15 protein-coding genes are annotated in these 13,294 nt (G+C 68.3%); 9 read left to right on the top strand and 6 right to left on the bottom strand.

All coding sequences use genetic code 11. The annotated features are described in order from the left end of the window. Positions 1-22 precede the first annotated feature (22 nt). Together ACLARN_RS28130 and ACLARN_RS28125 are read left to right on the top strand one after the other, a co-directional pair. Positions 23-541 (top strand): PadR family transcriptional regulator, encoded by a 519-nt coding sequence (locus ACLARN_RS28130; RefSeq protein ID WP_409494475.1) that lies wholly within the window; start codon positions 23-25, stop codon positions 539-541. After that, positions 538-1,326: an alpha/beta fold hydrolase gene (locus ACLARN_RS28125; protein WP_409494474.1), complete on the top strand. Its 789-nt coding sequence runs from the start codon at positions 538-540 to the stop codon at positions 1,324-1,326. Before ACLARN_RS28130 ends, ACLARN_RS28125 begins: the two co-directional genes overlap by 4 nt. Here the strand turns inward: ACLARN_RS28125 and ACLARN_RS28120 are convergent. The 4 genes from ACLARN_RS28120 to ACLARN_RS28105 form a co-directional block, all read right to left on the bottom strand. Then, complete coding sequence (locus ACLARN_RS28120; protein WP_409494495.1) at positions 1,301-1,660, bottom strand: hypothetical protein; 360 nt, start codon at positions 1,658-1,660, stop codon at positions 1,301-1,303. The genes ACLARN_RS28125 and ACLARN_RS28120 overlap by 26 nt on opposite strands. Next, positions 1,558-2,007, bottom strand: a complete 450-nt coding sequence (locus ACLARN_RS28115; protein WP_409494473.1) for an LD-carboxypeptidase — start codon at positions 2,005-2,007, stop codon at positions 1,558-1,560. The genes ACLARN_RS28120 and ACLARN_RS28115 overlap by 103 nt, the downstream gene beginning before the upstream one ends. A gap of 10 nt (positions 2,008-2,017) precedes the next feature. Beyond that, positions 2,018-2,413: an ATP-binding protein gene (locus ACLARN_RS28110; protein WP_409494472.1), complete on the bottom strand. Its 396-nt coding sequence runs from the start codon at positions 2,411-2,413 to the stop codon at positions 2,018-2,020. Between the two features lie 106 nt (positions 2,414-2,519). After that, on the bottom strand, positions 2,520-2,957 hold the full coding sequence (locus tag ACLARN_RS28105) for a Rid family hydrolase (RefSeq protein WP_409494471.1): 438 nt from the start codon (positions 2,955-2,957) through the stop codon (positions 2,520-2,522). Positions 2,958-3,050: 93 nt separating this feature from the next. Between ACLARN_RS28105 and ACLARN_RS28100 the strand changes: the two genes are divergently transcribed. The 3 genes from ACLARN_RS28100 to ACLARN_RS28090 all read left to right on the top strand — a co-directional run bounded on the left by ACLARN_RS28100 (position 3,051) and on the right by ACLARN_RS28090 (position 6,426). Continuing rightward, positions 3,051-3,536: a MarR family winged helix-turn-helix transcriptional regulator gene (locus tag ACLARN_RS28100; RefSeq protein ID WP_409494470.1), complete on the top strand. Its 486-nt coding sequence runs from the start codon at positions 3,051-3,053 to the stop codon at positions 3,534-3,536. 133 nt (positions 3,537-3,669) lie between these two features. Beyond that, positions 3,670-4,191, top strand: coding sequence for a hypothetical protein (locus ACLARN_RS28095; RefSeq protein ID WP_409494469.1), 522 nt, complete (start codon positions 3,670-3,672; stop codon positions 4,189-4,191). A 360-nt stretch (positions 4,192-4,551) separates the two neighbouring features. Beyond that, a complete protein-coding gene (locus tag ACLARN_RS28090) occupies positions 4,552-6,426 on the top strand; it encodes a Calx-beta domain-containing protein (protein WP_409494468.1) in 1,875 nt (624 codons plus the stop codon). Between the two features lie 53 nt (positions 6,427-6,479). Here the strand turns inward: ACLARN_RS28090 and bla are convergent, their stop codons facing one another. Further along, positions 6,480-7,382: a class A beta-lactamase gene (gene bla, locus ACLARN_RS28085; protein ID WP_409494467.1), complete on the bottom strand. Its 903-nt coding sequence runs from the start codon at positions 7,380-7,382 to the stop codon at positions 6,480-6,482. Positions 7,383-7,485: 103 nt separating this feature from the next. Between bla and ACLARN_RS28080 the strand changes: the two genes are divergently transcribed. The 3 genes from ACLARN_RS28080 to ppk2 all read left to right on the top strand — a co-directional run bounded on the left by ACLARN_RS28080 (position 7,486) and on the right by ppk2 (position 10,369). Then, positions 7,486-8,367 carry a LysR family transcriptional regulator gene (locus tag ACLARN_RS28080; RefSeq protein WP_409494466.1) on the top strand — a complete coding sequence of 294 codons (882 nt, stop codon included), beginning with the start codon at positions 7,486-7,488 and terminating at the stop codon, positions 8,365-8,367. Next, positions 8,364-9,266: a serine hydrolase gene (locus tag ACLARN_RS28075; RefSeq protein WP_409494465.1), complete on the top strand. Its 903-nt coding sequence runs from the start codon at positions 8,364-8,366 to the stop codon at positions 9,264-9,266. The genes ACLARN_RS28080 and ACLARN_RS28075 overlap by 4 nt, the downstream gene beginning before the upstream one ends. An 89-nt stretch (positions 9,267-9,355) precedes the next feature. Further along, on the top strand, positions 9,356-10,369 hold the full coding sequence (ppk2, locus tag ACLARN_RS28070; RefSeq protein ID WP_409494464.1) for a polyphosphate kinase 2: 1,014 nt from the start codon (positions 9,356-9,358) through the stop codon (positions 10,367-10,369). On the opposite strand, the gene ACLARN_RS28065 is transcribed toward ppk2, so the two are convergent. Beyond that, entirely contained in the window at positions 10,355-11,026 is a 672-nt protein-coding gene (locus ACLARN_RS28065; protein ID WP_409494463.1) for a hypothetical protein, read from the bottom strand. The two genes, ppk2 and ACLARN_RS28065, sit on opposite strands and share 15 nt — an antisense overlap. A 199-nt stretch (positions 11,027-11,225) precedes the next feature. Between ACLARN_RS28065 and ACLARN_RS28060 the strand changes: the two genes are divergently transcribed. Continuing rightward, entirely contained in the window at positions 11,226-12,995 is a 1,770-nt protein-coding gene (locus ACLARN_RS28060; RefSeq protein WP_409494462.1) for an alpha/beta hydrolase, read from the top strand. Positions 12,996-13,294: the final 299 nt, after the last annotated feature.

Below are 13,294 nucleotides of genomic sequence, written 5' to 3'. Positions count from 1 at the left end.
AGTGGAGTTGTCTACTAGAGGCATGGTTCTTTCCCGCCTCATCCTGGGGCTGCTCGCCATCGTGCCCATGACCGGCTATGACCTCAAACGCCATTTCGAGTCGACCGTCGGGCACTTCTGGGCGGCGGACAAAGCGCAGATCTACCGCACTCTCGCCCAGCTCGTCACCGACGGGCTCGCTGACGTCGAGAAGGTGGCCGGCTCCGGAGCGCCGGACCGGCAGGAACACCGCATCACCGCCGCGGGGCGGACGGCTCTCGCCGGGTGGCTGGCGAGTGAGCCCGAGCGGCACGTCGAACGAGATCCTTTTCTCGCGCGGGTGTTCTTCGGCGCGGACCTCGACGATGACGGTTTCCGCTCGCTGCTGGCGGGACGTCGCGAAGCGACTCAGGCTCGGCTGGAGCAGTTCGAACGGACGCGGTCCGAGTCTGCGGCGGCTGACCGCGCGGCCCGGTTGCGGCTGTCCACATTGGACAACGGCATCGCGCACCTGCGCGTCGAACTGGCCTGGCTCGAAGCAGTCGAAAAGGAGTTCGCGTGAGCGCGTTCCCCGAGGTGCACCCCGCCGGGACGGCAACGGCGGAGCGGCCGGTGGTGCTGCTGCACGGCGGCGATGTCGCGAACTGGATGTGGATGCCGCAGCTGCCCGCGTTCGGCGACCGGACGGTGCTCACGCCGGATCTGCCGGGCTTCGGTGAGCGGGTCCGCGAGGACTGGCCGGGACTGGACGCGGTGGCAGACGACGTCGTCGCGCGAGTGACCCGTCACGGGGTCGACGGTCCTTTCGATCTCGTCGGGCTTTCCCTCGGAGCACTCACCGCGTTGCGCGTGCTGGCACGGCACCCGGACCGGGTGAGTTCGGCGTTCCTGACCAGCGCGCCGCTTACGCGCGCCGGTGCCGGGATGCGCTTGTACTGCAGGGTGCAGTCGGCGTTCTCGCGAACCCGCTGGTTCTGGCGCGCCCAAGCCGCTGTCTTCGGGCTCCCCGGAGATGCACGCGCCCGGTATGTCGAGCACGGTCTTTCGGTGCGCCGCGAAACCGCGTCCGCGATGGCCGCCGAGGTGTGCGCGGGCGGGGTGCCCCAGGAGGTCCGTCGCTACCCAGGCCCGCTGCTCGCGGTCGCGGGGGAGAAGGATTCCGCGGCGGTGCGGCGATCCCTGCCGGAAATCGCGCGGGCCGTGCCCCAGGCGCGGTCGCGGCTCGTGCCGGGGATGCACCACATCTGGAACGTGGAGGACGCCGAACTGTTCAACCGAGTCCTTCGTGCGTGGCTCGATGGGACCGTGGATCCGTTTCTCGTCAACGCACCGCCGGTGCCACGGTGAGCGTGCCCGCTTCCGTGTCCAGGATGGCGAACGGTCCCAGCGGCACGGAAAGCGGGTCCACGCCGTGTCCGACGTCGAGGCCGCCGAGCACCGGGACACCCAGCGAACCCAGCCGATCCGTGAGGACGTCGACGAGGGTCCAGCCGCGATCGGCGTAGTCCTCGAAACCGGGGAACCGGCCGAGCGCGACACCGCGTACGCCTCGCAGCGAGCCGGACCGGATCAGCTGGGTCAGCTGCCGGTCGATCTGCCCGAGACCGATGGAGCGCTCGGCCTCGATGAACAAGACGGTGCCCGCGAGGGAAGGGAGCCCGGCGCCGACGGCGTGGGCGATGGTGCCGAGGTGACCACCGACGAGCCCGCCAGGCCGCAGTGCCGCCAGAGCGCGAGGTGCAGGGAGGTGATGTCGCTGAAGCCGACCAGGGGCTTGGGATCGTCCCGGACCGCGTCGAAGTCGATCCCGTCGGCGATGCGGTACGCGCCCGCGCCGCCGGTGGTGGCGATCACCGCGCGGACCCCGGGATCACGGAAGGCGTCGTTGAGATCGGACAGACGGTCCTCGTCGCGGCCGGCCAGATATCCCCGCTGGTCGAGCGCGTGCTTGCCGACTTCGGCGATCAGGCCCCAGCTTTCCAGTACCGCCACGGAGTCCGCGAGGAGTTCCCGGCTGGGAGACCACACGGCGATCGTGTCAGAGCACCGGGATCTCCGCCCACACCGTTTTGATCCCGGCGCCGGTGTTCACACCCCATTCGGTACTGATCGCCTCGACCAGCGCCAGCCCCCGCCCGTGCGGGCTCATCGGATCCCGGTTGACCACACGGTGGGGTCTCAGCTGCGGGCGGCGGTCGTCGACTTCGACGCGGACCACGGCACGGCCGGAGGGGACGGACACTCTCAGTTCGGTGACGCCGTCGGCGTGTTCGTGCGCGTTGGTGACCAGTTCGGTGGTGAGCAGCTCGGTGTCGGCCATGGTGACCCGGCCGACTTCACCGAGCCGATCGCGGAGCCACGCCCGGACTTCTCGCAGCGATGGGGCGCTGCCGGTGGGGAATTCGTAGGCGTGACGTGTTCCGGTAAAACCCATGCGTGTCTCCTTAGCGGGTTTCCCAGCTGGGCCAAGAGCATGGGCGCACCAGGGGAATACCCAAGGAGGGCGGCACTCACACACATTCCGTCGGGGAGTTCGAGGATCACCGGCCTCGCGCGGGTTCCTCCTGCCCGATGATCGCGGTCACCCGGATCTCCACCCGCATCCCGGGCGCGCCGAGGGCCGGGACGCCGATCTCGGTCCAGATGGGCGCGCGGTCGCCCATGCGCTCGCGGAACTGCGCGACCATCACGCGGTTGTGGGCCTCGCCGATGGTCTCGGGGGAGTCCGGGACGTGGTAGGAGTTCACGGCGATGACGTCGCGCCAGGTGGCGCCCGCGGTGGCGAGGGTGCGTTCGACGTTCTCGAAGGCCTGGACGATTTCGTCTTCCAGGGACTCGGGGAAGTTCCAGTCGTCGCCCCAGCCGCCCTGTCCGGAGGTCTCGACGCGGTCGCCGACGCGAACCGCCTGGCTGTAACGCATCTCGGCCAGCTGCTGGTCGCCGTATCCGGGAGTGGCGAAGAACTGCGGCTCGGTCATGATGGATCCTCTCGTTGACTTCATGCTTGAAGTCAAGGCTAGCACGAGTTTGCTTCACGTGTGAAGTGACGGCGCGGTGGGTAAGGTTCCGACATGGCCACTCCCGCTACCCCGGACCCGGACGACGCGCTGTGGCTGACCTCGTCCGAGAAAGAAGCCTGGACCGGTCTGGTCTCCCTGGTCCTGCTGCTGCCGGGGCGGCTCGAGTCGCCGCTACAGCACGAGGCCGGTCTGACGTTGTTCGAGTATCTGACCCTCAGTCATATTTCGGAGGCGCCGGAGCGGCGGCTGCGGATGAGTGAACTGGCCTACCTCGCCAACGGTTCGCTCTCTCGTCTGTCCAATGTGGTCAAACGCTTCGAGCAACGCGGGTGGGTGAAGCGCTCACCGGATCCCGCCGACGGCCGGTACACCCTCGCCGCGCTCACCGACGCCGGCTACGACGTGGTCGTCGCCGCGGCGCCCACGCACGTCCGTTCGGTGCGGGAGCTCGTAATCGACCCGCTGACCGAAGACGACCGGCGGGCGCTGGCCCGGATCGCCGCCAAACTGCGGACGAGGCCCGCCGACCTGGCCTAGTTTCCCGTGTCGTCCGTCGGCCGATTGTCTGCCCGAAGGTACCTTGCGATCACATTCCGGATTCTGGTGCTCTGACGGGGCTCATTTCACACGAAGAGGGGGAACTCTCGTGTTCAAGAAAATATTCGCCGTCATGTCGGCGCTTCCGCTGGCGCTTCTGGGTGTCACGGGAACGGCGCACGCCGGAGGCGTGTTCTGGGGCGACGGCTACGAATCGAACCCGTTCGGCAACTGGGAGCGTGGAATCCAGGGAGGGGACGGACATTCGTGGTTCGACATCGGCATGGGGGTGGCACGCGGTGGCAGTAACAACAACGGCTGGCTCTTCGCCGACCACGGCTGGTCGGCGATGCGGATCGCCAAATCGCTCAACAGTTTCCCGTCGAACCGATCGAATTGCTCCGTCACCATCTACGCGGACCCGGTCAACGGTGGGGCGAACGTGGGCCTCGAGGTCTGGAACCCGGCGAACTGGGAGAAAGTATCCCACACCGTGAAGTGGATCGACGGTGGGGCGGGCTATCAACCCATCACTGTGTTCCCTGCGAAACTGGCCGGGCTGGCCAATATCTATGTGCAGCCGATCTACGGCAACAACGGTGGCCCGGCGAAGTACGTCCGGCTCGATGACGTGGATGTCCGCTGCATTTACTGACCGAACCAGATGTCTCGTCGCGGTATCGGCGGACGGGTCGGGTTACGACATTCGGTGAACATTCGCCGGTGAAAGTCGATCGAAGTCGAGTTTCGCCTGGCGAGGTGTTCACGGAAAACGCGGAAACCTTCGACGCCTCTCACTCTGAAGAGTGGGAGGCGTCGAAGGTCGTTCAGCTGGATGGCGCAACGCGGATATGGTCCGCGTAGCCCGGATTCGCGGTAACAACCCATTGAGCTTCTTGACGTGGGGCACTCCGGGTGACGTTCGGGTCAGGCGCTAACGAAAGGGCGGGTATTCCGTCTTTCTCAGGCAACCCACAGGAATTCCGGCCGCCGCCGGGTCTCGAAAGGGAAGTCCATGTCGCGAAGACCACTGCTCGTCGTTTTGACCGCTGTCACGGCGCTGTTGGCGTCCACCGCGGTCGCCGCCGCGGCCCCACCGGGGGTCGACCCGGCCACGCTCGACCTCACCCTCGACGCGGGGCAGAGCACGATCGTGACCAAGAACGTGACGACCTCGGCCGTACCGCCGAATCCCGATCTCGTCCTGCTCGCGGACACCACGGGGAGCATGGGCGGGCCGATCGGCAACGTGAAGGCGAACGCCAGCGCCATCACCGGTGACGTGCTCGCCGCGCAGCCGACCGCGCAGTTCGGCGTCGCCGAGTACAAGGACTTCACCGATTCGGTGCCGTTCAAGGTCAACCAGGGCATCACCGGCGACACCACCGCGGTCCAGACCGGGATCAACCAGTGGGCGGCTTCGGGCGGCGGGGACACGCCGGAAGCGAACCTGAACGCCCTGTACCAGCTGGCCTCCGGCGCGGTCACCTTCCGGCCGGACGGCACCCGCATCATCGCGTGGTTCGGCGACGCGCCGTCGCACGATCCGAGCGGCGGGCACAACCTGGCGCAGACCATCGCGGCGCTGCAAGCGGCGAAGATCCGCGTGGTCGCGGTCAACGTCGGAGGTCTCGACGCCACCGGGCAGGCCAGCGCCATCACCTCGGCGACGGGCGGTGTGCTGCTGAACAACGTGCCCGCCGGCCAGGTCTCCCAGGCCATCCTGGACGGCATCAAGTCCATCGAGGTCACGGTGACCCCGGTGGTGACCAGCTGCGATCCGCAGCTCACGGTCACCAACGCCCCCGGCAGCGTCAAGGTGGCCAGCGGCGACGTCGCCACGTTCACCGAGACGATCACGGCGTCGGCGAGTGCCGCTCCCGGCACCTACCACTGCGTGGTCGACTATCAGGTCGACGGTGTTTCGCGCGGATACATCGAGACCACGACCGTGCGCGTGCTCGGCTTGAGCATCAACGACGTGACGGTCAACGAAGGTTCGGGTGGTGCTGCGGTACCGGCGACCTTCACGGTGTCGCTGCTCGGTGGCCCGAGCCCGAATCCGGTGACGGTCCAGTACGCCACCGCCAATGGCACCGCGACCGCGGCCGCCGATTACCTGGCGGCGAGTGGCACGGTCACGTTCGCTCCCGGCGAGACGGCCAAACCGGTGACCGTCCAGGTCGTCCCGGACACCGTCGACGAGCCGAACGAGACGTTCACGGTGAACCTCTCGGCCCCGTCGGGCGCGGGCCTCGTCGATCCGACCGGTGTCGGCACGATCCTCGACGACGACCGTGACGGCGTCTTCTCCTGCACGGGCACCGCGGCGAACGTTCTCGGCGTGATCGCGGCGCAGGCCAACCCGGCGAACCTGCCGTGTGCCGACGACTCCCGCACCGTCGCCGCCGCGACGCTCAACGCCGGCCTGATCAAGGTCGACGCCCAGGTGCTGACCGCGTCGACCGATCTCACGCCGGACAACCAGTCGGTGGCCCCGGCCGCGGGCGACCGCGCGCTGGCGGCGGCGAAGATCGACAAGACGGTGATCAGCACGCTCGGGCTGAACATCGAGCTCGGCGTGATCCAGTCGCAGGCCACCGCGACCTGTCAGCCCGCGCCGGGCGGACTCGCCCCGGTTCTGGCGGGTAGTTCGAACGTCGCCTCGTTGAAGATCAACGGTCAGGCGATCACGGTGGGCTCGGCGCCACTGACCATCCCGCTGGTCATCGGCTCGCTGAAGCTCAACGGCCAGACCGTGGCGAACGGCGTCGTCAAGCAGCAGGCCGTCGCGCTGGACACCGCGCTCGCGAAGATCGTGCTCGCGGAATCCCAGGCCGACGTGCACGGCACCGCCGCGCACCCGGCCGGCAACCCCTGCCGGCGCTGATCCGGTGAAACCGGCCGGGGTGGACAGGAGCCTGTCCACCCCGGCCGGTCCGGTCAGGAAAGGACCTTGACCGCGGCCGCCGTGGCCTGCGCGAGCAGCTTGTTGTCGATCTCGGCGTCCTTGGTCGCCCGGTCGGTCAGCACCGAGAGGACGATCGGCGCCCGGTCCGGCGGCCAGATGACGCCGATGTCGTTGCGCGTCCCGTAGCTCGCGGTCCCCGTCTTGTCGGCGACCGGCCAGCCCGGGACTCCGGCGCGGATGTTCGTGTCGCCGGTGGTGTTGGCGCGCATGATGTCCACGAGGATCTTGCGCTTGTCCTCGGGGAGGGCGTTGCCGAGGGCGAAGGCGCGCAGGCTCACGGCGAGGGCGCGGGGCGTGCTGGTGTCCCGGATGTCACCGGGAGTGGTGTCGTTCAGCTCGGGTTCGATCCGGTCGACGTGGCTGGTGGTGTCACCGATCCCGCGCAGCACCGCGCCGAGGCCCGCCGGGCCGCCGAGTTCACGGAAGAGCAGGTTGCCGCCGGTGTTGTCGCTGTAGCGAAGGGTGGCGTCGATGACATCGCGGAGCGGCATGCCGGTGTCGACGTGCTTTTCCGTGACCGGCGAGTTGGAAACCAGATCCTGTTTGCGGTAGGTCACCGTCCGGTCCAGGTCCGCGATCGGGGTCCGTTGCAGGACGCCGCCGGCGCTGAACGCCTTGTGCGTCGAGGCGTAGGCGAACCTCTCGTCGGCGCGGAAGGCGACCTCGCGGCCGGTCGCGGTGTCCACCGCGTACAGCCCGAGCCGGGCGCCGAAGGTGCGTTCGAGCTGCTCGAAGTCGGCCGTCGCGACCGGGGTGGTGACGGGGGCGGCGGCAGGCGGCTGCGCCGGGGCGGGCGTGGAACACGCGGCGAGTGACACGACCGAGAGCGCGAGGAGTGCGGCTCGGCCTGCCCACCGGCGGGAGATGACGGACACGGGTGACTTCCTTTCAAGATCGTTCGATGTCCGCAGTCTGTCCAGCGCCGCTCATGCTGTCCAAGAGATGAATGACCGATTCCATGCGATTCATGCATAGTATGTGGTCGTGGACCTGATCGGCAGCTGCCGGGCGTTCGTGAGCGTGAGCGAGGCCGGCTCCTTCACCGCGGGAGCCGCCATCGCGCGGATTCCCCAACCCGTGGCGAGCCGTCGCATCGCCGCGCTCGAACGGCATTTCGGCGAGCGGCTGTTCGACCGCACCACCCGTCGCGCCCTGCTGACGCCGTTCGGCCAGGACATGCTGCCGTCGGCGAAACGCCTGGTGACCCTGGCCGACACGATGGAACACGACGCGCAGCGCGCCAAACTGCGGCCGATGCGGCTCGCGGTGCCGGAAACCTGCACCACCCGCGAACTCGCCGAACTCGACGCGGCGGCACGAACGCTGGACGTCTTCCTCGAATTCCGCCGGGCCGCTCCCCGGGAGCGGGCGGAACTCGTGCGCACTCAAGAGGTCCGGGCCGCTCTCACGGCCGTCCCTGCGGAAGAGGGCGCGTGGAAGGTCCCCTTGGGGGTCGCCGGTGGGACCAGGCCGCGAGCGAGTTCCTTCCACCTGGAAACGCTGCGTGTCGGCCGATCCGGCCGCCCGCCGCGCCGGGTCTGGATCCAGCCAGAGGACGACGTCCCGCATATCCGCGACCGCCTGTTCCGTGTGCGTGACTCGGTGGGACTGCGGCCAGCCCAGGTCGCCGTCGCCGATTCGCTCACCGCGGCCGCGGCGGCCGTGTTCGGTTCGGCCGAGCTGCTGGTGTGTTCGACGGCCCAGGCCGCCGAACTCGGACTGGACTGGCTGCCCATCGGCGAGATCCGGCTCGCTCGCGGCTTCGAGATCACGGCGGGGCTCGGAGATGACGCGCAGCGGCTCCGTGCACGATTGTGGTCCGACATCGCCCGGTGTCTCGGCGCGGAGGAGACGACATGACCACGGAAACGCTGCTCCCGCGGTTGCGCGCGGAACTCGACGACGGCGGCCTGCGGGGCTCGTTCCTGGTGCGTGACCTGCGGACCGGGTACGAGATCGGCATCGATCCCGAGCTGGTGTTCCCGAGCGCCTCGTTGGTGAAGATCCCGCTCGCCGCGGCGACCCTGGAGCGGATCCGGCTGGGCGAACTGGACGGTTCGACACCGATCGACGTCCAGCCTGGCCGGGCCACCGCGCCCGGACCGACCGGGCTGACCCGGTTCCGGCATCCAGCGAGGGTCGCGATCGACGACCTGCTCTACCTCACCATGGCCATCAGCGACGAAACCGCGGCCGACACGCTTTTCTCCCTGACGCCGCCCGCCGAAGTCACCAGGATGACGCGCGACTGGGGCGTCGCCGGGATCTCCGCGCGGCATCCGGCGGCGGATCTCAGCGACACGCCCGCGGAACGCTTCGACCCCACGGACGTCCACCTCGCGCACGCCCTCGCGATCAGTGCGGGCACCGCGGGGCAAGGACATCCCGTTCCCCAGCTCGACATCACCCGCGCGAGTTCCGGCTCGGCCCGCGCGTTCGTGGGCCTGCTCGAAGCGCTGTGGAAACCGTCCAAAGTGGACGAAGGAGTGGCGGCGAGGGTGCGCGAACTCATGGGGCTCAACCTGTTGCGCCAACGGCTGAGTCCCGACTTCGTCTCCGATGCCACGACATGGTCGTCCAAGACGGGCACCCTGCTGAACCTGCGGCACGAGGTCGGGGTGGTCGAACACGCCGACGGAGGTGTCTTCGCGATCGCCGCGCTGACCGAATCCCGGGTGCCCGCGGCGATCCAGCCGGAGGCCGAGGTACTGATGGCCCGCGTGGCGCGGGCGCTGCGCGATCACCTGCGCGCGGGCTGAGCGGGACGCGGGTGTCACGCCTGCGCCGGTTCGCCGAAGGCCTTCGTGCTTGATCGACTCCGGTTCGTGCCACGAGTTGATCACCGCGTTTGCGGGCCATCCGCCACGGGTATCAGCGACGTGTGCCCGACCCATCGCCTGAACTCGCCGCGCACTTCCCGGAACTGCGGGACCACCGTCTCGTCGTCGACTACGACGACGCCGACGACCCGGTCTTGCGCCGCCCGGATGGTTCCCCGATCGACACCTGGCGGGAGAACTATCCGTACTCCTCGCGGATGACCCGCGACGAGTACGAGGTGGTGAAGAGGTCGCTGCAGATCGAACTGCTGAAATTGCAGTACTGGATCAAGGACACCGGCGGCCGCATGGTCATCCTGTTCGAAGGCCGGGACGCGGCGGGCAAGGGTGGCACCATCAAACGGTTCACCGAACATCTCAACCCGCGCGGCGCGAGGGTGGTGGCGCTGAGCAAACCCACCGAACGCGAGCAGGGTCAGTGGTACTTCCAGCGCTACGTGAACCATCTGCCCACCGAAGGAGAGATCGTGCTGTTCGATCGCTCCTGGTACAACCGCGCCGGCGTCGAACGGGTGATGGAGTACTGCACCGACGAGCAGTACGAGCGGTTCATGCGGCAGGCCCCGACGTTCGAGCGGATGCTCGTCGACGACGGGATCATCCTGGTGAAGCTGTGGTTCTCCGTGTCGAAATCCGAGCAGCGGACCCGGTTCCTCATCCGGCAGGTCGATCCGGTGCGCCAATGGAAGCTCAGCTCCAACGACGTCAAGTCACTCGACCGCTGGGACGTCTACACCGAGGCGAAGGTCGCGATGTTCCGTTCCACCGACACGGAGATCGCGCCGTGGACGGTGGTCAAGAGCAACGACAAGAAACGTGCCCGCGTCGAGGCGATGCGCAGTGTGCTCGCGCGGGTGGACTACGCCGACAAGGACGAGGACACCGTCGGAGAGCCGGATTTGAAAGTGGTCGGCGCCGCGGCGACCCTCCTGGAGGAAGGGGAGGACGACGCGTCGCTCAGCCCGACTCCGATCGCGTGGTCGGAGGACCCCGATCCCGGACCTGGTCTACATCCGAGTTGATCCTGGCTGGGAGACCCTCCCGGAGAAGATCGCGACCTCCAGTTCATCGGGGGCGCACCCGTGCTCACTCGCCCAGCGCGCGAGCAGACCGCAGTAGCGCTCGTAGGTGCCCACGGGCCATGGACCGGCGCGATGCAAGGACTCCCACCCGAATTCGCGCAGAGCGGAGGCGACCACCCGGTCGAGGATCAGGCAGGGATGGTCCGGTGCTCCGCCACCGGCGAAATACAGGAACTTCGTGAAGAAGGCGGGCCCGAGCCCGGGAATCAGGTTGTGCCGGTCCGGCCGCAGGACCGCGTACGCACGGGCCGGATCGCGCCGGGATTCGTCCGCGGCCCGGGTCAGGAGATCCGTGGCGCGCGGCAGATCGCGCTCGATGCTGTTGAGCCGCGCGGTGTTCTGCCGCAGGTGACTGCCGGATCCCCAGGCCAGCGTCCGCCACAGGAGGGCGAACACGTCCCCGTCCTGCTCCCAGACGTCGGCGCGGGTCAGCGTCGAGGCCGACGGCGGCGCACCGGGCAGCCCCCTGGACGTGATCGAGCGCTGCCACCATTCCCGCCGGATCCGGATCGCTTGCCCAGCGACGGCTTCCCGGCGCGGGACCGTGGGCACGGCCCAGTCGGGGAGGGACAGGGTGCTGAGATCGGTCGCGGACACAACCACAGGTCGCGAACCGCCCGGAGTCGTTACGCGGATCGCGCCGACGGTGTCGAGATCCCGCCATGTCGGGTATCCGCCATCCCGCGGCCGTGTAGGAAAGCTGATCACCTGTCTTTACTTCTCGTACGGACGTCGGGGGCTCCTGTCGAAAGGGATCATGGTGATCAGTAGTACGAGAAAGACGCGGAGAGGCACGGTGGCGGTGATCGCCGGCGCCTTCCTGGCCTCGGGCCTGGTGCTGGCTCCCGCCGCGGGTGCGGCACCCGCCGCCAAAGCCGACCCGGACACCGCGGCGCTCGCCGGCGCGCTGACCAAGCAGGCGGTGGCCTGGGGTGAGTGTTCGTTCCCGTCGGTCGCGCCGGCGACGGAAGCCGAACTGAAGAAGGTCAAGGGTCTCGCCTGCGCCACCGTCCAGGTGCCGCGCGACTGGCACGACCCGCAGGACGGCAACACCATCGGCGTCCGCGTCTCCAAGACCGCGACCGCTTACCCCGGCACCGGCAGGCAGGGCATCGCGCTGGTCAACCCGGGCGGACCCGGCGGCGAAGGCCTGCCGTGGGGCGCCGCGATGGCGATGCGCAGTCCCGTGCTGGCCTCGCAGTACGACTTCGTCGGCTTCGATCCCCGCGGTGTCGGCCAGAGCACCCCACTGACTTGCAGCTACACCGTCCCGGACAGCACGGATCAGAACGTGATCAGCCGGGCGAAGGTCGATGGCTGCCTGAAGAACCCGCTGACGAAGTTCATCACCACCGAGCAGACCGCGTACGACATGGACTTCATCCGGGTGCTGCTCGGCGAGAAGAAGACCAGCTACATCGGCTACTCGTACGGCACGTGGCTCGGCACCTGGTACGCCACGACGTTCCCGAGCAAGGCGCACCGGTTCCTGCTGGACTCCTCGACCGACGCGAGCCGCTCGACGCTGGAGAAGACCTGGGACCTTCAGCCGCGCAGCCGTGACCGCCAGTTCCAGGAGGCGCTGCTGCCCTACATGGCGCGCAACGACGCCAAGTACAAGGCGGGCACCGACCCGCTCGAGATCCGCCGCAACTGGGAGAAGGCGGGCGGCACCCGGGAGTTCGCGGGCATGCTCTACGCCGCCTGGTTCATCATCCCGGCGATGTACGACACCACGCAGTACCCGTCGGCCGCTTCCATGGTGGCCGCGCTGGCCAAGAAGCCCGCCACCGCCGGGACCGACGCGGAGAAGCTGGAGCAGGTCGTCGCCGAGGCGCTGACCACGCCGGGCCTGACCGACGCGAACAAGGCGTTCCTGAACAAGGCGAAGGGCAACGCGCTGGAGGCCATCGCGAAGAAGGACTCGGTCGAGCGCAAGGCTTCCTACCAGGGCGGAGCCGAAGTCGAGACCTGGGACGCCGCGTTCGAGGCGATCCGCTGCCAGGACGGCCAGTGGAACCAGAACCTGCACTACTGGAACTTCTGGCAGGCCGACCTGACCGTGAACGCGCCGTTCATCGCGCCGATCATGGCACTGTCGGGCGCGCCGCTGTGCGCGTTCTGGCCGACCACCAACGCCAAGCCGGCGCCGGACCAGAAGACGTTCCCGAAGCTGCTGATCGCGCAGACCGAACTCGACGCGGCCACGCCGTACGAGGGCGCGCTCGCCACCGCGAACGGCCTGCCTGGCGCGAAGATGATCAGCGTCGACAACGAAGGCAGCCACGGGATCTTCCCGTACAACACCGACTGCGTCGACGACCCGATCGTCGCCTACTTCCAGACCGGTCTGACGCCGAAGAAGAAGTTCACCGGCTGCCAGGGCCTGCCCCTGCCGGGCGAGGACAAGACGGTCGAGGTCGGCGGCAACCTCGGGCACGACGGGAAGATCAAGATCAAGATGATCACGCCCCAGGTGCGCAAGGCGAACGAGATCGTGCGTGAACTGCTTGAAGGCACCGCCACGCCGGAAGCCGACGAGAAGGGGATGCCCGCCAACAGCTAGTGCTCCGCGCCGGAGGTTCGTGCGTCCAGCGGGAATCTGGATCAAACCCGGCACTCGCGTGCTCAGAGCCGTATCTCGGGTGCTTGGAGACCGCACACGCGAGATCCGCCTTCAAGCACGCGAGCCACGTCTCCGAGCACGCGAGTTCGGCGAACGGGGTCACCGTGCTAGCCCGCGCACTTACGACACGAACTTCGGACTCAGGACACTAGTCCCCGGCGGTACCGAACGAGGCTCCCGCGAACCGACGTGGTTCGCGGGAGCCTCTTCGGCGCGCATCTGTGATCCTTTCGTTATCG

It is taken from the genome of Amycolatopsis sp. cmx-11-12 (assembly GCF_046269425.1).
Taxonomy (GTDB): domain Bacteria; phylum Actinomycetota; class Actinomycetes; order Mycobacteriales; family Pseudonocardiaceae; genus Amycolatopsis.
This window is presented reverse-complemented; position numbering and strand designations above follow the sequence as displayed.

Coding starts and splice junctions, on each gene's coding strand:
- ACLARN_RS28110 (WP_409494472.1), bottom strand. CDS start 2,413: ATGGGTTTTACCGGAACACGTCACGCCTACGAATTCCCCACCGGCAGC.
- ACLARN_RS28075 (WP_409494465.1), top strand. CDS start 8,364: ATGACCACGGAAACGCTGCTCCCGCGGTTGCGCGCGGAACTCGACGAC.
- ACLARN_RS28130 (WP_409494475.1), top strand. CDS start 23: ATGGTTCTTTCCCGCCTCATCCTGGGGCTGCTCGCCATCGTGCCCATG.
- ACLARN_RS28090 (WP_409494468.1), top strand. CDS start 4,552: ATGTCGCGAAGACCACTGCTCGTCGTTTTGACCGCTGTCACGGCGCTG.
- ACLARN_RS28095 (WP_409494469.1), top strand. CDS start 3,670: ATGTCGGCGCTTCCGCTGGCGCTTCTGGGTGTCACGGGAACGGCGCAC.
- ACLARN_RS28100 (WP_409494470.1), top strand. CDS start 3,051: ATGGCCACTCCCGCTACCCCGGACCCGGACGACGCGCTGTGGCTGACC.
- ACLARN_RS28105 (WP_409494471.1), bottom strand. CDS start 2,957: ATGACCGAGCCGCAGTTCTTCGCCACTCCCGGATACGGCGACCAGCAG.